This is a genomic window from Pseudomonas sp. W2Jun17 (assembly GCF_023127795.1).
GTDB lineage: Bacteria > Pseudomonadota > Gammaproteobacteria > Pseudomonadales > Pseudomonadaceae > Aquipseudomonas > Aquipseudomonas synxantha_A.
Window position 1 is genome coordinate 1 of the sequence record NZ_SPKO01000028.1, and the last position, 19,370, is coordinate 19,370.

The 19,370-nt window shown below is 60.3% G+C and carries 17 protein-coding genes and 2 pseudogenes; 11 read left to right on the forward strand and 8 right to left on the reverse strand.

The window, feature by feature from the left end; genetic code table 11:
- A pseudogene (locus E4O98_RS17035) lies at positions 1-100 on the forward strand (D-2-hydroxyacid dehydrogenase family protein); the annotation flags it as partial.
- Positions 101-295: 195 nt separating this feature from the next.
- Here E4O98_RS17035 and E4O98_RS17040 read toward each other — a convergent pair.
- Complete coding sequence (locus E4O98_RS17040; RefSeq protein WP_248135754.1) at positions 296-1,108, reverse strand: class I SAM-dependent methyltransferase; 813 nt, start codon at positions 1,106-1,108, stop codon at positions 296-298.
- A 154-nt stretch (positions 1,109-1,262) separates the two neighbouring features.
- Here E4O98_RS17040 and E4O98_RS17045 point away from each other — a divergent pair, with 154 nt between their 5' ends.
- Positions 1,263-2,498, forward strand: coding sequence for an MFS transporter (locus E4O98_RS17045; protein WP_005788510.1), 1,236 nt, complete (start codon positions 1,263-1,265; stop codon positions 2,496-2,498).
- Between the two features lie 44 nt (positions 2,499-2,542).
- Here E4O98_RS17045 and E4O98_RS17050 read toward each other — a convergent pair whose 3' ends face one another.
- Positions 2,543-4,252 carry a polyurethanase gene (locus tag E4O98_RS17050; protein ID WP_248135755.1) on the reverse strand — a complete coding sequence of 570 codons (1,710 nt, stop codon included), beginning with the start codon at positions 4,250-4,252 and terminating at the stop codon, positions 2,543-2,545.
- Between the two features lie 341 nt (positions 4,253-4,593).
- Between E4O98_RS17050 and E4O98_RS17055 the strand changes: the two genes are divergently transcribed.
- Both E4O98_RS17055 and E4O98_RS17060 read left to right on the forward strand, forming a co-directional pair.
- Positions 4,594-6,180 carry an ABC-F family ATPase gene (locus tag E4O98_RS17055; RefSeq protein ID WP_003191057.1) on the forward strand — a complete coding sequence of 529 codons (1,587 nt, stop codon included), beginning with the start codon at positions 4,594-4,596 and terminating at the stop codon, positions 6,178-6,180.
- Positions 6,181-6,358: 178 nt separating this feature from the next.
- The gene (locus tag E4O98_RS17060; RefSeq protein ID WP_248135756.1) at positions 6,359-7,531 is read left to right on the forward strand and encodes an MFS transporter; all 1,173 of its coding nucleotides are present in this window, start codon (positions 6,359-6,361) and stop codon (positions 7,529-7,531) included.
- On the opposite strand, the gene E4O98_RS17065 is transcribed toward E4O98_RS17060, so the two are convergent.
- The gene (locus E4O98_RS17065) at positions 7,525-8,562 is read right to left on the reverse strand and encodes a dienelactone hydrolase (RefSeq protein ID WP_248135757.1); all 1,038 of its coding nucleotides are present in this window, start codon (positions 8,560-8,562) and stop codon (positions 7,525-7,527) included. The two genes, E4O98_RS17060 and E4O98_RS17065, sit on opposite strands and share 7 nt — an antisense overlap.
- Positions 8,563-8,763: 201 nt before the next feature.
- Positions 8,764-9,375 (reverse strand): FMN-dependent NADH-azoreductase, encoded by a 612-nt coding sequence (locus E4O98_RS17070; protein WP_005788514.1) that lies wholly within the window; start codon positions 9,373-9,375, stop codon positions 8,764-8,766.
- A 125-nt stretch (positions 9,376-9,500) separates the two neighbouring features.
- Between E4O98_RS17070 and E4O98_RS17075 the strand changes: the two genes are divergently transcribed.
- Positions 9,501-10,409 (forward strand): LysR substrate-binding domain-containing protein, encoded by a 909-nt coding sequence (locus E4O98_RS17075; protein WP_032875659.1) that lies wholly within the window; start codon positions 9,501-9,503, stop codon positions 10,407-10,409.
- Positions 10,406-10,762, forward strand: a complete 357-nt coding sequence (locus tag E4O98_RS17080) for an MmcQ/YjbR family DNA-binding protein (RefSeq protein WP_248135758.1) — start codon at positions 10,406-10,408, stop codon at positions 10,760-10,762. The genes E4O98_RS17075 and E4O98_RS17080 overlap by 4 nt, the downstream gene beginning before the upstream one ends.
- Here E4O98_RS17080 and E4O98_RS17085 read toward each other — a convergent pair.
- Together E4O98_RS17085 and E4O98_RS17090 are read right to left on the reverse strand one after the other, a co-directional pair.
- Positions 10,751-11,134, reverse strand: a complete 384-nt coding sequence (locus tag E4O98_RS17085) for a DUF1294 domain-containing protein (protein WP_103734265.1) — start codon at positions 11,132-11,134, stop codon at positions 10,751-10,753. The two genes, E4O98_RS17080 and E4O98_RS17085, sit on opposite strands and share 12 nt — an antisense overlap.
- The gene (locus tag E4O98_RS17090) at positions 11,131-11,961 is read right to left on the reverse strand and encodes an undecaprenyl-diphosphate phosphatase (RefSeq protein WP_005788518.1); all 831 of its coding nucleotides are present in this window, start codon (positions 11,959-11,961) and stop codon (positions 11,131-11,133) included. Before E4O98_RS17090 ends, E4O98_RS17085 begins: the two co-directional genes overlap by 4 nt.
- 227 nt (positions 11,962-12,188) lie before the next feature.
- On the opposite strand from E4O98_RS17090, the gene E4O98_RS17095 reads away from it, so the two are divergent.
- The 3 genes from E4O98_RS17095 to E4O98_RS17105 all read left to right on the forward strand — a co-directional run bounded on the left by E4O98_RS17095 (position 12,189) and on the right by E4O98_RS17105 (position 15,151).
- Positions 12,189-13,823, forward strand: coding sequence for a methyl-accepting chemotaxis protein (locus tag E4O98_RS17095; RefSeq protein WP_248135759.1), 1,635 nt, complete (start codon positions 12,189-12,191; stop codon positions 13,821-13,823).
- Between the two features lie 243 nt (positions 13,824-14,066).
- Entirely contained in the window at positions 14,067-14,630 is a 564-nt protein-coding gene (gene pnuC, locus E4O98_RS17100) for a nicotinamide riboside transporter PnuC (protein WP_148854540.1), read from the forward strand.
- On the forward strand, positions 14,627-15,151 hold the full coding sequence (locus E4O98_RS17105) for an AAA family ATPase (protein ID WP_032875672.1): 525 nt from the start codon (positions 14,627-14,629) through the stop codon (positions 15,149-15,151). The genes pnuC and E4O98_RS17105 overlap by 4 nt, the downstream gene beginning before the upstream one ends.
- 120 nt (positions 15,152-15,271) lie before the next feature.
- Here the strand turns inward: E4O98_RS17105 and ggt are convergent, their stop codons facing one another.
- A complete protein-coding gene (gene ggt / locus E4O98_RS17110; protein ID WP_032875675.1) occupies positions 15,272-16,996 on the reverse strand; it encodes a gamma-glutamyltransferase in 1,725 nt (574 codons plus the stop codon).
- A gap of 227 nt (positions 16,997-17,223) precedes the next feature.
- On the opposite strand from ggt, the gene E4O98_RS17115 reads away from it, so the two are divergent.
- A complete protein-coding gene (locus E4O98_RS17115) occupies positions 17,224-18,369 on the forward strand; it encodes a PatB family C-S lyase (RefSeq protein ID WP_032875678.1) in 1,146 nt (381 codons plus the stop codon).
- A 56-nt stretch (positions 18,370-18,425) separates the two neighbouring features.
- On the opposite strand, the gene E4O98_RS17120 is transcribed toward E4O98_RS17115, so the two are convergent.
- Positions 18,426-18,641: a TOBE domain-containing protein gene (locus E4O98_RS17120; protein ID WP_003173733.1), complete on the reverse strand. Its 216-nt coding sequence runs from the start codon at positions 18,639-18,641 to the stop codon at positions 18,426-18,428.
- Positions 18,642-19,018: 377 nt separating this feature from the next.
- Here E4O98_RS17120 and E4O98_RS17125 point away from each other — a divergent pair.
- Positions 19,019-19,370, forward strand: a pseudogene (locus E4O98_RS17125) (ribonucleotide-diphosphate reductase subunit beta); the annotation flags it as partial.

Consider the following 19,370-nt stretch of genomic DNA (forward strand, 5'->3'; position numbering starts at 1 on the left):
TACGCGCAATCTGCTGGCCGAAGCCAACTCGCTGCGCGCAGGCGGATGGCAGGTGGGCCTGGGCGGTGACCTGCATGGCAAGACCCTGAGCAGTATCGGCCAGAAAGAGTCCATGCATAGGAGCGAGCTTGCTCGCTCCTACACTGATCGGCATTAGACGTGATTATCCGATTTGATCACGGCATTTTCACAAGGCCTTCACTTTTCGACCTATAAGGTCAGGCCTACCTACTCCAGTGAATCACTTGGCCCGCCCTCTCCTCGCGGGCCTTTTTTTTGCGTGCGCAAACCTTTATCAGCCATCACGCCTGATCGCTGTCATGGTAAAGCACAGGGGCAGTTGCGCAGCCTGATGCTCATATTGATCGTAGAGTTCTTCCCGGTTGGAATGCGGGTATTCCTGCAAATGAGCGATCTGCAACTGCGCTGCGATAGCCGCGCTGACCACACTGCCCAGGGTATGTACATACCAATAGGAGGTCGGCCCGGGCCGCTCGTCCTTCCCTTCATAGACAATTGCCTCCTGCAGCACAAAGGGTTCACGCTGGAAGTAAGAACTGGCAGGCAGCATCGGGTTGGCCCCACAGGGGTCAAACACCTCAAGAAAGGGATGGGTTTCGTACATGACCAACGTACCGCCGGGCTTCAGCACACTGGCAACCTGGCGCATGAACAACGCCACATCCGGCATCCAACCCAGCACGCCAATGGTCACCAGGGCAATATCGAACCGTGCCTGCAAACGCTCCGGCAAATGGTGGATATCGGTCTCAATGAAATCAGGGCTGTGTGGCGAGACCTCGGCCAATTCCCGCGCCTGTTCAAGAAACGCCCGGGATTGATCAACCCCCACCACCGAACGGGCCCCCAAGCCATACAACGAAAGGCTTTCGCGTCCGTTGTTGCAGCACAATTGCACCACGTCCTTGCCCACCACACCTATCTCATGCAGCAACGCGGTGATAGTGGGGTCAAGGCAGGAAAAGTCAGGTTCGGCCAGCGAGGCCAGTAGCTTCGTCCAGGTCGCCGTGTCTTTGTGCAACCGGGCCGATTCGTCCCAGGCGTTTTTATTGCTGGCAATCGCCTCTTGCGCTGAGGGCATGTCCATTGCGTCTCCAGAAAGTCAATACAGCGGGCTTAGGAACATAAGCCAAATATCTGCCAGATAAAACCCGCAGCCCCAGCGAAACTTATGGCCAAGCCTACCGGTCATTAAGCCATCGCGTGTTCAGCCCTTGAACGCCGCTCTTGAAGTTCGCCCCGTGGCCCATCATTCAGATCTGCGTACCGCCCTTTCCCTGGACAGCCTGAACTTCTTCCTCGCGGATGTTCGCGACGGTCTCGGGCCGTACCTGGCGATCTACCTGCTGGCGGTCCATAAATGGGACCCGGCCAGTATCGGCGTAGTCATGACCCTGGCCGGTATCGCCGCCTTGATCACCCAGGGCCCGGCGGGTGCGCTGATCGACCGAACCCGCAGCAAGCGTGCAGTCATCGCGATTGCCGCGCTGCTGGTCACCGGCAGTTGCCTGATACTGCCCTTCGTCAGTTCATTTGGCTGGGTGGCGCTGACCCAGGCCGCCAGCGCCGTTGCCGCATCGGTATTCGCCCCGGCCATTTCTGCCATCTCCCTTGGTATTACCGGCCCCCGTGCTTTCACTCGGCGTACCGGGCGCAACGAAACCTTCAACCACGCCGGCAACGCCGTGGCCGCACTGCTGGCCGGGGGCCTGGCGTATCTGTATGGGCCTGTGGTGGTGTTTTACCTGATGGCGTTTATGGCAGTCGCCAGTGTCATTGCGGTCAGCTGTGTTTCTGGCAAGGCGATTGATCATGAGGTGGCCCGTGGCTTCGATCCCGCCCATCACAGCGACCATGAGCAGCCTTCGGGCCTGACCGTCTTGCTGGCTAACCGCCCGTTGCTGCTGTTCGCCGTCTGCTGCGCGCTGTTTCACCTGGCCAATGCCGCGATGCTGCCACTGGTCAGCCAGAAGCTGGCGCAGATCAACCTGCAGATGGCCACGCCCCTGACCTCAGCCTGCATTGTCGCTGCACAGTTGGTCATGGTCCCGATCGCCTGGCTGGTCGGGCTCAAGGCAGATATCTGGGGGCGCAAGCCGCTGTTGCTGGCCGGCTTTCTGATACTGCCGCTGCGTGGCGTGCTGTATACCCTGTCCAGCGATCCGTATTGGCTGGTGGCGGTGCAGATGCTTGACGGTATCGGCGCGGGGATTTTCGGCGCGTTGTTCCCGGTCATCGTCAAAGACCTGACCCAAGGCACCGGGCGTTTCAATGTAAGTCTGGGTGCCCTTTCCACTGTGTTCGGCCTCGGCGCGGCGCTAAGCAGCAGCCTGGCCGGCTTCGTGGTGCAACAGGCCGGCTATAACGCAGCCTTTCTGACCTTGGCGGGCGTGGCGGGCGTGGCGTTGCTGCTGTTGTGGCTGGCGATGCCGGAAACCCTGGCAAAACCCAGCCTGCAGGTGCCGGTAATGGGCTGAAGCAGAACACCCCAGTCATCCAAGGTGCTCTGCCCGGCCTGCGTTCAGGAAATAAAGATGCCTGCGCCATTCAACTGAGTCATGTTCACGCCCATTAACATCACCGAGTTGTCACCAAAGGCCAGCACGGTGTTGTCCTCGAACGTCGAGGCATAAGAGCGGTAATCGTAATCCTGGCCCAGGCCAGCCATACCCATGAACACCAGCTTATCGCTGGCCTGGTAACCCTGGATCCGGTCGTTGCCGAAGATGCCGTCGAACAGGAAGGTATTACTGCCACCGCCTGCAACCATCAGGTCATTGCCGGTGCCGCCGACAAATACGTCATTACCCGGGCCTCCGATCAGGTGATCGTCGCCACCCAAGCCGAACAGCCAATCACCCGCGGCATGAGCGGTGAGGACATTGTCATGCGCATCGCCGTTGGTGGAGGCCGCGTAGTGCGTCAGGTCGTTACCGGCCAGCAGGCCATCGCCGGTCACCTTATAGGTGATGTCATTGGAGCCCCAAGGGATTGAAGTCCAGGGTATATAGGCCGTTTCTTTGCTGACCAATGCGCCGATATCCCGGGTCATACTGATACCGCCATAGGCGTCGTTGACATACAACGTGCCATCGCCGTCATTGGCAAAGCTGAAGGCGCCCAGTGGCTTTTGCAGTTCGAAGACGTTATTGCCCTGCCCCCCCAGCAGGATGTTGTAGCCGCCGTCATCGCGGAAACGATCATCACCTGCGCCACCTTCCAGGAAGTCATTGCCCGCTCCGCCCTTGAGCAGGTCGTTGCCCTCCGTACCGAATATAAAGGTATTGCCGGTGTGTTTTTCGGCGTAGCGGTTCAGGTCTTGCACCCAGGTGGTTTCACGCGTGGCCTCGCTGAGGCTGGAGAGTACGATAGTCGAGTCTTTGCTGGTCAGGTCGTAGAAATCCGAGGACGCGATACGCTTCATGCCTTGGATGTAACCGTCCAGGGAGTGAGCCTTGCCGACTCCCCAGTTGAGGGCATTGGGTAAATGCGCCCAGGCTGAGGCGTAGTTATCGGTAAAGCTGACCAGGTTATTGGCCGCCGAATCCCAAACGCTATCGTTACCCCAGCGCAGTGCCGACGTATTGATGCCTTCGCCATCAATGGCCTTGAACACCAGGTCATTCTCATAGCCGATGTTCAAGATCCGAGTGTCACCCGAACGTTGTGTGGGTGAGGCAAAGGTGACGTAGTTGGCATCCTCGAAGAAACCGCCCCAATGATCATGGCTCAAGGTCGCCAAGCTGTTGGCCCCGAGTGCGCCGAGGCTATGGCCGGTGACCAGGATATCCTTGCCGGTCAAGCCCTGGCTCCTGGCGTAGCTGGCGACGTGCTCCAATAAGCCACTGAACGCGAACTGAGCATAATTGGCGGCGTATCCGGGAACGGCGGCAGCAGCCAGATCGCTGGCGACGTCGCCCAATCCATCCCAGGACAAGCCAAAGGACGTCCCACGAAAGGCAACCCCCATGGCGATCAGCTTACCCACGCCATCGTACTGCACCACAATCTTGACGTTGGCGGAGGGAGCCAATACCGTCTCGCCCCAAAAGGTGCCGTACTCGTCGACTTTCTGCGTCACCCCCAGTGCTTGCGCACCGATAGGCGCCCAGCCGCCAGCGGTCAGCGGTTGGCCGCTGGCGTCATAAGCGTAATCGGACAAGGCCAAAGCGTCGTTCAGCAGCGCCTTGGCCTTCTGGCCCGTCATGCTCTTGTAATCGAAAACCCCCATACCCATTGCCCCTTTTCAGATGACTTTTGATGTGGCCTCAGTGCCCATGGCCGGGACAGATTGGTGATGGACGGGAAAGGACTGTCAATCGTTACCTAAAAAATGAATACCTGCCCGCCGGCCCGAGCTTTGGTTTCAGCGCTTCGAATCACGCAAGGCGCGGAACATCGTCGTCGACTGCCATACAACTGTCGCCTCACATATGCGACAATGCGCGCCAAATTCCAACACACATCCCAAATTTTCCGCTCAGCGACCGGGTTTCGCGCCTTGATGTCGCTGTTGACGCATGCCTGAAGGCACCTGCCGTCACGCTCGCAACCCATTGATAGGTAAAGTAATTGATCTCCACAGCTAACATCACCATGCAGTTCGGCGCCAAGCCGCTCTTCGAGAACGTCTCGGTCAAGTTCGGCGCCGGCAACCGCTATGGTTTGATCGGGGCCAACGGTTGCGGCAAGTCGACCTTCATGAAAATCCTCGGTGGCGACCTCGACCCGTCCGGCGGCCAGGTCATGCTGGAGCCGAATGTGCGCCTGGGTAAACTGCGCCAGGACCAGTTCGCCTACGAAGAATTCACCGTGCTCGACACCGTGATCATGGGCCACGAGGAGCTGTGGAAGGTCAAGGCCGAGCGCGACCGTATCTACTCGCTGCCGGAAATGAGCGAAGAAGACGGCATGGCCGTGGCCGAGCTGGAAACCGAGTTCGCCGAAATGGACGGCTACACCGCCGAATCCCGCGCCGGTGAGTTGTTGCTGGGCCTGGGGATTCCCCTGGAGCAGCATTTCGGCCCGATGAGCGAAGTGTCTCCAGGCTGGAAACTGCGTGTATTGCTGGCTCAGGCGCTGTTCTCGGACCCTGAAGTGCTGTTGCTCGACGAACCGACCAACCACCTGGACATCAATACCATCCGCTGGCTGGAAAACATCCTCACCCAGCGCTCCAGCCTGATGATCATCATCTCTCACGACCGTCACTTCCTGAACAGCGTGTGCACCCACATGGCTGACCTGGACTACGGCGAGCTGCGCCTGTTCCCGGGCAACTATGACGAGTACATGACCGTGGCGACCCAGTCCCGCGAGCAGTTGCTGTCGGACAACGCCAAGAAGAAAGCGCAGATCTCCGAACTGCAATCCTTCGTCAGCCGCTTCTCGGCCAACGCCTCCAAAGCCAAGCAGGCCACGTCCCGTGCCAAGGCGATCGACAAGATCCAACTGGCCGAAGTCAAGCCGTCGAGTCGTGTGAGCCCGTTCATCCGTTTCGAGCAGAACAAAAAGCTGCACCGCCAGGCGGTCATGGTCGAAAAGATGGCCAAAGGCTTTGACGGCAAGCCGCTGTTCAAGGACTTCAGCTTCCAGGTTGAAGCTGGCGAGCGCGTGGCAATCATCGGCCCCAACGGTATCGGCAAGACCACCCTGCTGCGCACCCTGGTCAACGAACTGACCCCGGATGCCGGCAGCATCAAGTGGACCGACGCCGCCGAACTGGGCTACTACGCCCAGGACCACGCCCACGACTTCGAAGACGACGTGAGCCTGTTCGACTGGATGGGCCAGTGGACCCAAGGCGAACAAATGATCCGTGGCACTCTGGGCCGCATGTTGTTCTCCAACGACGAAATCCAGAAGTCGGTCAAAGTGATCTCCGGTGGTGAGCAAGGCCGCATGTTGTTCGGCAAGCTGATCCTGCAAAAGCCGAACGTGCTGATCATGGACGAACCGACCAACCACTTGGACATGGAATCCATCGAGGCGCTGAACCTGGCACTGGAAAACTACCCGGGCACGCTGATCTTCGTCAGCCACGACCGCGAGTTCGTATCGTCTTTGGCCACCCGCATCATCGAGTTGAGCCCAAGCGGCGTGATCGACTTCAGCGGCACCTATGACGACTACCTGCGTAGCCAGGGTGTGGTGTTCTAAGAACGCCCTCAGCTTCCAGGGCAGTCAGATCCAAATGTGGGAGGGGGCTTGCTCCCGATAGCAGTGTTTCAGTCAATAGATCTGTTGGCTGACACTCTGCGATCGGGAGCAAGCCCCCTCCCACATTGGTTAGAGCAGTGGCATCATGGCCGCACCGCCCGCCAGCGATCGAGTACCCATGCCTGCCGCCCCCTCCTCCCTGTCGATCACCCTGCAGATCGTCTCCATCGTCTTCTACACCTTCATAGCCTTTATCTGCATCGGCCTGCCGATTGCGGTGATTCCAGGCTATGTGCACGAACAACTGGGTTTCAGCGCAGTTGTCGCCGGGGTCACCATCGGTTCGCAATACCTGGCCACGTTGCTCAGCCGCCCGATGGCCGGACGGATGTCGGATAACGTCGGCACCAAGCGTGCGATCGTGCTGGGCCTGGCCGGCATCCTGATCAGCGGCGTGCTGACCTTTATCGCCACCCTGGTGGACAGCCTGCCAGCCTTGAGCCTGGGCATTCTGATCGTCGGCCGCCTGTTGCTGGGCTTGGCCCAGGGCCTGATTGGCGTGGGCACCATCAGTTGGTGCATGGGCGCGGTGGGGACTGAACACACGGCCCGCTCGATCTCCTGGAATGGCATTGCCTCCTACGGCGCCATTGCCGTTGGTGCGCCGGTCGGCGTGGTGATGGTGGCGGAATATGGCTATACCAGCCTGGGAGTTGCCCTGTCGGTGTTGGCGGGGCTGGGGCTGGTGCTGATCCGCAATAAACCGTCGGTGCCGGTGGTGCGCGGTGAGCGGCTGCCGTTCTGGGCAGTGTTCGGGCGAATCGCACCGTTCGGCACCAGCCTGTGCCTGGCGTCGATTGGCTACGGCACGCTGACGACCTTCATTACCCTGTACTACCTCAATCGTGGCTGGAGCGGCGCGGCGTATTGCCTGACGGTATTTGGCGCGTGTTTTATTCTCTCGCGCCTGATGTTCATTTCTGCCATCAGCCGGTTTGGTGGGTTTACCGCCGCCATCGCCTGCATGAGCATCGAAATCCTGGGCCTGACGCTGCTGTGGCTGGCGCCGTCCACCGGCGTCGCCTTGATCGGTGCCGGGTTGACCGGCTTTGGCCTGTCGCTGGTGTACCCGGCGCTGGGGGTGGAAGCCATCAAGCAAGTGCCGGACAGCAGCCGAGGTGCGGGGCTGAGTGCCTATGCGGTGTTTTTCGACCTGGCGCTGGCGATTGCCGGGCCGTTGATGGGCGCCGTGGCGTTGAACCTCGGCTACGGCTGGATCTTCTTCTGTGCCGCGTTGCTGTCGGTCAGCGCACTCGCCCTGACCGTACTGCTCAGGCGCCGCGCCTACTGATCAGCCGTCTGCAGGCCGGCACGCGTCGCCTCACCGAGGGTCCGGCTGAAAAAGCGCCCGGCTTCAGAGACCATATCGCGGTGAATACCTTCGCGGTCGACGCCATCGGCATCGGTGCAGATGCCCGGCATTGACGCCAGTTGATCGCTGTCGCATGGGGCCATGAATACAAAGTGCCCTGCCCCGGCCAACAGCTTGAAGTCCGGTGGCTCTGGGAGCTTACGCGCCAGGGCGGCAGCGTTTTTGTCCACCGCCACCAACTGGTCGCCGTCGCCACTGTAGAGCAACACCGGCACGTGCACATCGGCCAGAGTGTGGCGGCCGAACATCAGGCTCAGTGGCGCCATCAGCATCAAGGCATGGATGCGTGGGTCAGCCTGGGGCTGCAAGTCGTCGCGGTCGACCACCAACTCGCCCTTGGTGGTGCAGGCATCACGGTCCTCGGGGCGCTGCTGGCAGTAACGGCGCAGGCGCTCGAAATCCGGCTTGGCGCCCGCCAGGATCAGCGCGGTTTCGCCACCGGCGGAATAACCGATCACGCCAATCTGATCGACATCGACAAAGGGCGACAGCATGGGATCAGCCAGGGTCGCGGTGATCGCCTGGGAGATCTGGATCGGCCGGCCATACAGATTACTCACAGTGCCCAGGCGGCTGTGGTCCTTATAGTTGTCGCCGGGGTGCAGGACCGCCACCACCACAAATCCCTTGCGCGCCAGTGACGTGGCCAGATCATGCAAGGCCAGGGGCGTGCCGGTATTGCCATGGGACAGCATCAGCATGGGAAAACGGCCGATGGCAACCTTGGCGTCTTCACCGGCCGCGACCTGATAGGCGCCCAGTGGCGTGGTGCGTTCGGTGTCAGTGGAAGGGTAAAACGCAATGGCCTTCATCGGCTGCGAATCCAGCGGGTCGAGCACGCTCATGCGATGAAACCCCACACTCCAATGCGGGTGCGGTGCCGGTGCAGCGTGCACTGAAAGCAGGCCGCTAAGCAGCGAAAGAACCAGAACAGCACTAAGACGCATCATGGGGATGTCCACCTTTGCTGCGTAAGAACCGGCATGTCGAATAAAAGTCCAGGTATCGGATCCCTATCTGCATAACCTCTGCATAACCTGGGCCACAAACGAAAAAACTCCGTACTCCGCTCGCGTTCAGGCGATCAGAATACAGAGTTTAGGCGCCCGGCTTCAGAATGAAACCGGGCAACGGCTTAATTTACACAAGCCTTACGCGGCGGCGAACAACTGCTGGTTGATCCGCACGTTGGCGTCGTTCAATGCTTTGCTGCGCGCTTCATCACCGTAGGCCAGCCCTTCAGCGCGGACGATTTCAATATTGGTGATGCCGAGGAAACCGAACAGCAGTTTCAAGTAGCCTTCATGGGCAGCGCCAGATGCCTGATCCGCGTGCAAGCCACCGGCCGTGGACACGATAATCACCTTCTTGTTACCGCACAGGCCTTCAGGGCCGGCTTCGGTGTAGCGGAAGGTCTGGCCGGCAACCGCGATGCGATCAATCCAGGCTTTCAACTGGGTAGGAATAGTGAAGTTGTACATCGGCGCGCCTACCACTATGGCATCGGCGGCGAGGAATTCAGCCAGCGATGATGCACTCAGTTCGGCCTCGTGCTTTTGCGCGGCATCGCGCAGTTCGGCCGCAGTGCCCAGTGCACCCAGGGTAGCGCCGGAGAAGTGGTTGATGCCTTCGCTGGCCAGGTCACGGTAAGTCACTTGCACACCCGGTTCAGCCGCTTGCCATGCCTTGACCACACCGGCACTGAGTTGGCGGGAAGCCGAGTTGTCGCCGAGGATGCTGGAATCGATATGCAATAGTTTCATGGTGGATCTCCGAGGTGGGATCGACAGTGGCGATCAGATGGTGGTGATGCTACGCATGAAACCAATAGTCGATAAGCCACCTGAAATGCGATAGTTTGTCCTACTGACAGGACAATAGGCCGACCATGCAAGACCTCAACGATCTCTACTATTTCGCCAAAGTCGTCGAAGCCGGCGGTTTCGCCGCGGCGGGCCGGCTGCTGGGGATTCCCAAGTCCAGGCTGTCACGGCGCATTGCCGAGCTTGAAGAGCGCCTGGGAGCGCGCCTGCTGCAACGCACTACCCGACAACTGACCCTGACTGCCGTGGGCGAGCGTTACTTGCGCCATTGCCAGGCGATGTTGCTGGAAGCGGAGATGGCCGATGAGGCCGTGGCGAGCATGTCCAGCGAGCCGCGTGGACGCCTGCGGGTCACGTGCCCGGTGGGTCTGGCCCAGCAGATCCTGCCGGAATTGGTGGCAGGCTTTCTGGCCGCGCACCCGTTGGTGCAATTGGACATGACCTTGGTCAATCGCCGTGTTGACCTGGTCGCCGAAGGCATTGATGTGGCCCTGCGTGTGCGCGAACTGGGTGATGAAGACCCGCTGCTGGTGACCAAGCGCCTGCGCCAGGCCCAGACAGTGCTGGTCGCCAGCCCGGCATTGATGCGCGAGCGGCAGGTCCTCGCCCTTGAAGACCTCAAGCAACTGCCCATACTCGGCGCACTGGAAGCCGACCGCATGGTGCACCAGCGGATTATCGACCCCCAGGGCAACCTTCACGATCTGGTGATGGAGGCCCGCCTGGGCATCGATGACTTCATCGTGCGCAAGGCCAGCGCCATCATGGGCCTGGGCTTTACGGTGCTGCCGATGATGTATTGCGAAGAGGAACTGGCCAGCGGCCGCCTGGTGCAATTGCTGCCGCAATGGTCATTGCCGGGCGGCTGGTTGCAAGCCGTATACCCGCATCGGCGCGGCGTGCTGCCGGCGATCCGCGCGTGGATCGACTATTTGGAAGAAGGCTTCAAAGGCTGTGGAGATCGATTGTTATGAGCATGACTGAAGCACAAGTGGCCGCGTTCTGCCTGACCCTGCCCGGTGCGCGGGAAGATTATAAGTGGGGCGGTGTGCGGGTGTTCTCGATTGCCGGCAACAAGATGTTCGCCCTGCAGAACCTGCGCGGCGAGTCGCTGGCGTTCAAGGTCGACAAGGAACTGTTCCTGGGCCATGTCGACCGCCCCGGTATCCACCCCGCACCGTATCTGGCGCGGGCGCAGTGGATCATCATGAATACGCCCTACCCGCTGGGCACCGATGAGCTGCGTGGCTTGTTGCAGCGCTCCCACCAACTGGTGGTGAGCAAACTGCCCAAGCGCACGCAGGTCGGTTTGTTGCTAGAGGATTGAAAGCAGCGTACCGCCCAGGAACAGCTGGTCCAGCCAAAACACCTGATGCAGCAGCACGATCACCCAGAACAGCACCTGGTAAGACACCTTGCGCGTCTTGTGCCTGAACACCTGCTGGGCAATCAGCGCACCCGGCCAACCGCCTGCCAGCTCGACAGCGTGCAGAATGTTTTCCGGGATGCGCCGGCCCTCGGTCTGCGCCTTGCGCTTGTCGCTCCAGTACAGGAAGAACGCCACCACACTGACCACGCCATACGCCGCCAGCGGGATCACCGTCTCGCCGCGATACCACAGCACCGCTGAACCCAACAGTGGCGCGGCGCATAACAACACAAAGATCAGCGCCTTCAGGCGTGGATGCTGGATGCTCATGGCTTGACCGCAGTCCAGTCGATCCAGCCGAATTGCCAGGTCGCCAGGATGACCAGGCCGAAGGCAATCCGGTACCAGGCAAAGACCGCGTAGCTGTGGCTGGCGATGAACTTGAGCAAGCCTTTGACCGCGATCATGGCGAAAATGAACGAGGTGACAAAACCTATGGCGAATACCGGGAAGTCCGCCGGCTGGAACAGGTCGCGGTACTTGTAGCCCGAGTACACCGCCGCCCCGACCATGGTCGGCATGGCCAGGAAGAACGAAAACTCGGTGGCCGTCTTGCGCGACAGGCCGAACAACAGGCCGCCGATAATCGTCGCACCGGAGCGCGAAGTGCCCGGAATCATTGCCAGGCACTGGGCCAGGCCGACCTTGAGGGCGTCTTTCCAGGTAATGTCATCCACCGTTTCAGCGCGCACCGCATGTTGGCGCTGTTCGGCCCACAACATGATCACCCCACCGACCACCAGGGCACTGGCGACGGTGATCGGGTTGAACAGGTAATGCTTGATCAGGTCGGCAAAAATCACCCCCAATACCACCGCCGGCAATACGGCGATGATCAGGTTGACGGTGAAACGCCGGGCCTTGGGCTGGGTCGGCAGGCCGATGACCACATCGAGGATCTTGCGGCGAAACTCCCAGACCACCGCCAGGATCGCGCCCAGCTGGATGATGATATTGAAAGCTTCGAAACGCTCGCCGCCGAAATTGATCAGGTCGGCGACGATGATCTGGTGCCCGGTGCTGGAGATCGGCAGGAACTCCGTCAGCCCCTCGACGATGCCGAGAATCAATGCCTGTATGGCGGTCCAAAAATCCATGCTCTCTCCAAAGGTCATGCGCGTGGCATGCCTCTTAGTCTTTTTTAAAGTTCACTGACGACGAGCGCACTCAAACGCCCGCGGTTGATTCTCAACGCCGGTCTGCAAAAATTCCGTGAAAAATCAGGCAGTACTCAGGTTTTTCGATTCCGGGCCGAAAGCCTATCAGACACGCCGGAAATCTCGAAGCAGCACCACAATTATAAAGAGCATGGAGTGACAGGACGATGAACAGTTTGCGCAGCATGTCGATCAGCCGCCGCCTTTGGCTGATCCTGATAGTCGCCGTGTTGATGCTGCTGGCCTTGGGGCTGCTGATGCTGAACCAGATCCACGGCGACCTCTACCAGGCCAAGCGCCAGCAGACCCAGCACGTGGTGCAGACCGCCAGTGGCGTACTCGGGTATTACCAGAACCTGGAAAAAACCGGGGTACTGACCCGCGACGCCGCGCAGCAGCAAGCCCTGAGCGCGGTGCGTGGCCTGCGCTACGACCACGATGACTACTTCTGGATCAACGACCTCACCCCCGTGATGATCATGCACGCGGCCAACCCCAAGCTCGATGGCCAGAACCTCTCGGCGATTCGTGACCCGGATGGTTTCGCCGTGTTCAATGAGTTCGTGATCCTGGCCAAGGCCAAGGGCGCCGGGATCGTCAACTATCGCTGGCCGAAACCGGGCGCCGACGCACCGGTGGAGAAAACCTCCTATATCCAGCTGTTCGAACCCTGGGGCTGGATTATCGGCTCCGGCGTGTACGTCGATGATGTGCAGGCCGAGTTCAAGACCCAGGTATGGAAAGCCTCGGCAATCGGCCTGGGCATTGCGCTGATGATGGCCGTGCTGGTGGCGCTGATCGCCCGCAGTATCGTGCAGCCGTTGCAGGCGGCGGTGAATGCCATGGGCAATATTGCCAGCGGTGAAAGCGACCTGACCCGCAGCCTGGACACCCATGGCAGCGACGAGCTTACCCAGCTGGCCCGCCACTTCAATGGCTTCACCGCCAAGTTGCGCCAGGTGGTCGGCCAATTGCAGGTATGCGCGAACGCTTTGGGCCAGTCATCCACCGAGTTGGGCCACAACGCCAGCCAGGCCCACGACCGCAGCCAGCAGCAGTCGCAGCAGATGGAACTGGTGGCCACCGCCATCAACGAAGTCACTTACGGCGTGCAGGACGTGGCCAAGAATGCCGAGCACGCGGCCAGCGAAATGCGCGATGCCCAGGCCCAGGCGCAACAGGGCCAAGTGAATATTGACGGCAGCTTGCAGCAGATCGATCAGCTCTCCTCCACCATCAACCAGGCTGTGGAGGTGATCCGCACGCTCTCCAGCGAAAGCACGCAGATCGGCGGAGTACTGGAAGTGATCCGCTCCATTGCCGATCAGACCAACTTGCTCGCCCTCAACGCCGCCATCGAAGCTGCCCGCGCCGGGGAGCAAGGCCGTGGCTTTGCGGTGGTCGCCGATGAAGTGCGCTTGCTGGCCCAGCGCACGCAAAAATCCACCGCCGAAATCCAGGTGATGATCGAGCGCCTGCAAGGCCACTCGGAAGCGGCGGTCAAGGTCATCAGCGACAGCCACAGTGCCTCGCAACTGACCATCGAACAGGCCGGTCAGGCCGGAGCCAGCCTCACCGCCATCGGCCAGGCGCTGCACAACCTCAACGGGTTGAATGCTTCGATTGCCAGCGCCACCCTGCAACAAGCCCATGTGGTGGAAGACATCAACCAGAACGTCACCCAGGCGGCCGGGCTGTCCCACAGCACGGCGCTGGCGGCGGAACAATCCAGCGTGGCGAGTGCGCAGTTGCGGGGCTTGAGTGAACAGCTTGATGGGCTGTTGCGTCAGTTCCGAATCTAGCGCCGGGTAAATTGTGGGAGGGGGCTTGCTTAGCCTTATGTAGGAGCGAGCTTGCTCGCGAAAAGCCCAGAGGCGCCGCGTTTACTCAGGAAACACGCGTTACCGTTGACGTTTTTCGCGAGCAAGCTCGCTCCTACACGGGGCATGGTGGCGAGCCCCCTCCCACATTTGTATTGCTGTGTTTTGAGGATCGGTGAGCTCTGGGTACAATCACCGCCCTCTCCCACTTCCCAAGGATCCGCCATGTCCGGGCTTGAACTGTTCGCCGCCGCCCTGGGGGTGATCGCTGTCTGGCTGACGGTCAAACAAAACCCTTGGTGCTGGCCCATCGGCCTGGTGATGGTGCTGCTCTACACCTGGGTGTTTTTCGAGGTCAAGCTCTACTCCGACATGCTGCTGCAAGTGGTCTACGCCGCGTTGCAGGTGTATGGCTGGTGGCAATGGACCCGTGCCGGCGAAGTCAAACAGGGCCGTCAGGTCACCAGCCTGCGAGCGCCTGCGATCCTGACCAGCCTGGCCGTAGGCGCCGTCGGCAGCCTGTTGCTCGGCGCCGCCATGGCCCACTGGACCGACGCCGCCCAGCCCTGGCTCGACGCCGCCCTCACCGGTTTCAGCCTGGTGGCGCAGATGTGGATGGCGCAAAAACGCGTGCAGTGCTGGGCGCTGTGGATTGTCGTTGACGTGATTTTTGTCGGGTTGTTCCTCTACAAAGGCCTCTACCTCACAGCCGCGCTCTATGCACTGTTTACCGTGATTGCCGTACAAGGCTGGCGCGAATGGCGCGCCGACCCGGCGTTGCACTCATGAAGGTGGTGGTACTGGCAGGCCCGGAATCCAGCGGCAAAAGCTGGTTGGCGGCGCAACTGAACGCGCACTTCGGCGGTTTGATGGTGGGTGAATACGTGCGGCATTTCATCGATCACCATCAGCGTGACACGACCCTGGCGGATATCCCCGCCATCGCCCATGGCCAATTAGCCTGGGAAGACAGCGCCCGCGCCCGGCACCCTGCGCTGTTGATCCTCGACACTCATTTGCTGACCAACAGGCTATGGAGCCAGACCCTGTTTGGCGATTACCCCGGTTGGCTTGATGACGAACTGCTGGCCCGGCAGTACGACCTGCACCTGCTGCTCTCCCCCGAGGACGTGGAATGGAGCGCCGATGGCCAGCGCTGCCAGCCGGAACTGGCCGATCGCCGGGCGTTTTTCCAGGCCAGCCTGGAGTGGATGCAAGAGCATCAACAGCCGGTGGTGGTGATTCGTGGGGATTGGGAGCAGCGTCGCCAAGCGGCATTTTCCGCAGTAGAGCAGTTGCTCAAGCGCTGACACACTTCCCCTGTGGGAGCGGGCTTGCCCGCGAATGCTATGTATCAGCTAGCACATGCATAGACTGACCCACCGCTTTCGCGGGCAAGCCCGCTCCCACATTTTTTACCGTACCAGGCTTTAGTAACCCAACGACAAGCCCGTATTGCGCCGCGGATCGTTCGCCCCATAGAAACGATTGTTACCCACTGGCTTGCCACCCAGGGAAGGCGCGCCTACCAGGATCGCCGCCAAGTGGTTGGCATCTTGCGGGCCTGCAAACTTATGGCCCCAGCTTTCGAGGATCTTCTGGGTATCCGGGCTGACCGCAAAGGTCTCAAGGTTAGTGGTCTCGGGCATCCATTGCTGATGGAAGCGTGGTGCGTCGACCGCTTCCTGGATATTCATCTTGTAGTCGATCACATTCAGGATGGTCAGCAAGGTGGCGGTGATGATGCGGCTGCCACCTGGCGTGCCGACCACCATGACCGCCTTGCCGTCCTTGGTGACGATGGTCGGGCTCATCGACGAGAGCGGCGCCTTGCCCGGTGCAATAGCGTTGGCCTCGCCCTGCACCAGCCCGTACATGTTCGGCACGCCGACCTTGACGGTGAAGTCGTCCATTTCATCGTTGAGGATCACCCCGGTCTTGCTCGCCATCACCCCGGCACCAAACCAATCGTTGAGGGTGTAGGTCACCGAGACCGCGTTGCCCCATTTGTCGACGATCGAATAGTGAGTGGTGTTGTTGCCTTCGTGGGGTGACACACCTGGCTTGATCGCCTGGGAATCACCGGCCTTTTGCGGCTCGATGGCGGCGCGCAGCTTGGTGGCGTAGTTCTTGTCCAGCAGATGCTCGATCGGGTTCTTCACGAAATCCGGATCGCCGAGGTAGCTGTTGCGGTCCACGTAGGCATGGCGCATCGCTTCGATCTGGTAGTGCAGGCCCTGGGCCGAGTGATAACCGAGGTCGGCCATCGGGTAGCCTTCGAGGATGTTCATGATCTGGCAGATCACCACGCCGCCCGAACTGGGTGGCGGCGCCGAGACCACATGATAACCACGGTAATCGCACTCGATGGGCGCCAGTTCGCGGGTCTTGTACTTGTCGAGGTCGGCCTGGGTGATGATGCCCTTGCCGGCCTGGCTGGAATCCACCAAGGCCTTGGCCACCCAACCTTTATAGAAACCGTCGGTGCCCTTGGCGGAGATTTCCTTGAGGGTCCTGGCCAGGTCTTTTTGCACCAATTTCTGGCCCACCTGCATCGGTTGGCCGTTGTGCAGGAAGATCCCGCGCAAATCCTGATCTTTCTCGAATTCGCCAGTGGCGGTGTGCAACAGGTCGATATCGCCCTGCTCCAGCTCAAAGCCGTTTTCCGCCAGTTTGATCGCCGGGGCAATCACTTGGGCACGCTTGAGAGTGCCGTATTTGCTCAGGGCCAGTTCCATGCCGGAAACGGTACCCGGTACGCCGACCGCCAAATGGCCTTTGGCGCTGAGGCCCTCGACCACGTTGCCGGCCTTGTCCAGATACATGTCGGCGGTAGCCGCCAACGGGGCCTTTTCGCGGAAGTCGAGGAAGGTCTTGCGTCCGTCCGCCAGTTGCACGGTCATGAAACCGCCGCCACCGAGGTTACCCGCCGCCGGGTACACCACCGCCAGCGCGTAGCCCACGGCAACGGCTGCATCCACTGCATTGCCGCCGGCCTTGAGCACATCCACGCCGACATGTGTGGCCAGGTGCTGGGCCGTCACCACCATGCCATTTTCACCGGCTACCGGGGCCTGGGAAGCGGCGTGAACACCGCTGACTGTCAACACGAGCGCAGTGGCGATCAAAGTGCGGTGCAAAGGTTGGTATTTCATCCATGGCTACTCTATTTATTGAGATGCGCCAAAATAGCCGCTCCCAAATCTAATCCCCAGTGCAATGGCGTTTTTATTACAGAACTTGTCGGTCATGGAACGGACGCGTAACGAAACAGCGAATAAACCGAATGTGGGAGGGGGCTAGCTCCCTCCCACATTTGTACCGTCAATGGCGCTAGAATCAGCGCCACTTTTTCGCCGCCGCTTTGATACGAGCCTTTTTCATGAGCTTTGATTTCGACACGCTCCACCCACGCCACGGTACCGGCAGTACCAAGTGGAGCCGCTACCCGCAAGACGTTCTGCCGATGTGGATCGCCGATATGGACATCGCCGCGCCGCCCGCTGTATTGCAAGCCCTGCACACGCGCCTCGACCAACAGATTCTTGGCTACAGCATGGCCGGCCCGGATGTGCGCGAGGCCATCATCGCGGACCTGTGGGCCAAGTACGCCTGGCGCGTACAACCTGAAGAACTGCTATTTCTGCCTGGCGTCGAGCCTGGTTTCAACATGGCCTTGCACGCCTTCGTCAAACCCGGCCAAGCGGTAGTGCTGCAAACCCCCAACTACCGGCCGATTCGCCTGGCACCCGGCAACTGGAACCTGCCGCGCATCGAAATGCCGTTCGAGTTGATCAACGGCGCATACGTCACGCCAATGCCTGCGATGCGCCAGGCATTGAGCGGTGCCGGTGCGCTGCTGCTGAGTAACCCGCACAATCCCATCGGCAAAGTATTCCCCCGCGAAGAACTGCAGGCCGTGGCCGACGCCTGCCTTGACAGCGGCGCGCTGATCATCAGCGACGAGATTCATGCCGAGCTGTGCTTCGATGGTCGCCGGCATATCCCCACTGCCAGCCTCAGCCCCGAGATTGCCCAGCGCACTATCACCCTGATGTCGGCGAGCAAGGCGTATAACGTGGCCGGCTTGAAGACCTGCTTCGCCGTGGTGCAAAACGCCGAGCTGCGCGAGCGCTTCAATAACGCGCGCTGCGGCATGGTCGACAGCGTCAGCCCCCTGGGCCTGGAAGCCACTCGCGCGGCCTACAGCCAATGCGGCGACTGGCTCGCTGCGCTGTTGCAGTACCTGCAGGCCAACCGTGATTACCTGCTCGATGCGCTAAAGACCCGCCTGCCCGGTGTAGTGATGCACGCACCACAAGGTACCTTCCTGGCGTGGCTCGATTGCAGCGCATTGGGCCTGGAAGACCCGCAACGGTTCTTTCTGGAACAGGCCAGGGTCGGCCTGAGTGCCGGGATTGAATTTGGCGATGACAGCCAACAGTTCGTGCGCCTGAACTTCGGTTGCCCACGGGCGATGCTCGAGGAAGGTATACAGCGCATGGAACGTGCCTTGCGCCAGCGCTGACTTGCCCAGCGAAACATTCGTGGGAGGGGTAAGCAATCCCCACCCACGTTATCCATTCACAACTTGGCGATGGACACTTCCGTCGACTTCACAAAGGCAATCACTTCGCTGCCCACCTTCAATTCCAGGTCACGTACCGAGCGCGTGGTAATCACCGAAGTAACAATGCCGGACGCCGTCTGCACGTCGATTTCCGACACGACTTCCCCCAGCAGAATTTCCTTGATTACGCCTTTGAACTGGTTGCGCACGTTGATCGCTTTGATGGTCATGTCGGCTTTCCTTTTGGCTGTTGGGTCAATCCGCACGAATGCGCAGGCCCCCAAAATGCGCCTCACGAGAAAACATTAAAAGGAATAAATAACTATTTATCCATTCCATAATGATATATGAGGGGAATGTCCTTCGGCGCCCATCTGCCCGGCGCCGCACTCTCGACAGCGACGTATGACCGCATATCTTGTGCGTTGACCAACCTTGTTACACACCATATAGTGTGCCCACAAACAGAACAGACCACTACATAGTGTGCAGAATCGGTATTCCCCGACCACACTCAGCGCAGTATTTCAATGCCTGGTAGCCTGCAAATCGCACATTTTTTGGACGGGTTGAACACCGTCAGAACGGATCAGAAGGGAGTATTTCAATGCTGAGTTGGGATGAAGTCGACAACGAAGACACCGGTGCAGCGGTGATCAAAGGCGCCAACGCCGGCCATGCAAGCGAAGCCAACATGGACCGCCTCGACGGTGCCGGCGCCGCTGCTGCCCTGGAGGCGCGCAACGTGACCGCCAACGACTCCGCCGCGATCATCCGCGCCAAGGCCGCCCTGGACAAACTCGACGTCGCCGAAGGCCTCGCTGAGCTGGAAGGCTCCGCCGCCCGCGTCGCCGTCGACGAAAAGCGCATGATCAACTGCCGCGCCGACCTCAACCAACTCGTGCCTTTCAAGTACGACTGGGCCTGGCAGAAATACCTCGACGGCTGCGCCAACCACT

What these genes read in the sequence shown, in the direction of transcription:
- E4O98_RS17040 (WP_248135754.1), bottom strand. Translation starts at nt 1,108, where the DNA reads ATGGACATGCCCTCAGCGCAAGAGGCGATTGCCAGCAATAAAAACGCC.
- E4O98_RS17050 (WP_248135755.1), bottom strand. Translation starts at nt 4,252, where the DNA reads ATGGGGGTTTTCGATTACAAGAGCATGACGGGCCAGAAGGCCAAGGCG.
- E4O98_RS17060 (WP_248135756.1), top strand. Translation starts at nt 6,359, where the DNA reads ATGCCTGCCGCCCCCTCCTCCCTGTCGATCACCCTGCAGATCGTCTCC.
- E4O98_RS17065 (WP_248135757.1), bottom strand. Translation starts at nt 8,562, where the DNA reads ATGATGCGTCTTAGTGCTGTTCTGGTTCTTTCGCTGCTTAGCGGCCTG.
- E4O98_RS17070 (WP_005788514.1), bottom strand. Translation starts at nt 9,375, where the DNA reads ATGAAACTATTGCATATCGATTCCAGCATCCTCGGCGACAACTCGGCT.
- E4O98_RS17075 (WP_032875659.1), top strand. Translation starts at nt 9,501, where the DNA reads ATGCAAGACCTCAACGATCTCTACTATTTCGCCAAAGTCGTCGAAGCC.
- E4O98_RS17080 (WP_248135758.1), top strand. Translation starts at nt 10,406, where the DNA reads ATGAGCATGACTGAAGCACAAGTGGCCGCGTTCTGCCTGACCCTGCCC.
- E4O98_RS17085 (WP_103734265.1), bottom strand. Translation starts at nt 11,134, where the DNA reads ATGAGCATCCAGCATCCACGCCTGAAGGCGCTGATCTTTGTGTTGTTA.
- E4O98_RS17090 (WP_005788518.1), bottom strand. Translation starts at nt 11,961, where the DNA reads ATGGATTTTTGGACCGCCATACAGGCATTGATTCTCGGCATCGTCGAG.
- E4O98_RS17095 (WP_248135759.1), top strand. Translation starts at nt 12,189, where the DNA reads ATGAACAGTTTGCGCAGCATGTCGATCAGCCGCCGCCTTTGGCTGATC.
- pnuC (WP_148854540.1), top strand. Translation starts at nt 14,067, where the DNA reads ATGTCCGGGCTTGAACTGTTCGCCGCCGCCCTGGGGGTGATCGCTGTC.
- E4O98_RS17105 (WP_032875672.1), top strand. Translation starts at nt 14,627, where the DNA reads ATGAAGGTGGTGGTACTGGCAGGCCCGGAATCCAGCGGCAAAAGCTGG.
- ggt (WP_032875675.1), bottom strand. Translation starts at nt 16,996, where the DNA reads ATGAAATACCAACCTTTGCACCGCACTTTGATCGCCACTGCGCTCGTG.
- E4O98_RS17115 (WP_032875678.1), top strand. Translation starts at nt 17,224, where the DNA reads ATGAGCTTTGATTTCGACACGCTCCACCCACGCCACGGTACCGGCAGT.
- E4O98_RS17120 (WP_003173733.1), bottom strand. Translation starts at nt 18,641, where the DNA reads ATGACCATCAAAGCGATCAACGTGCGCAACCAGTTCAAAGGCGTAATC.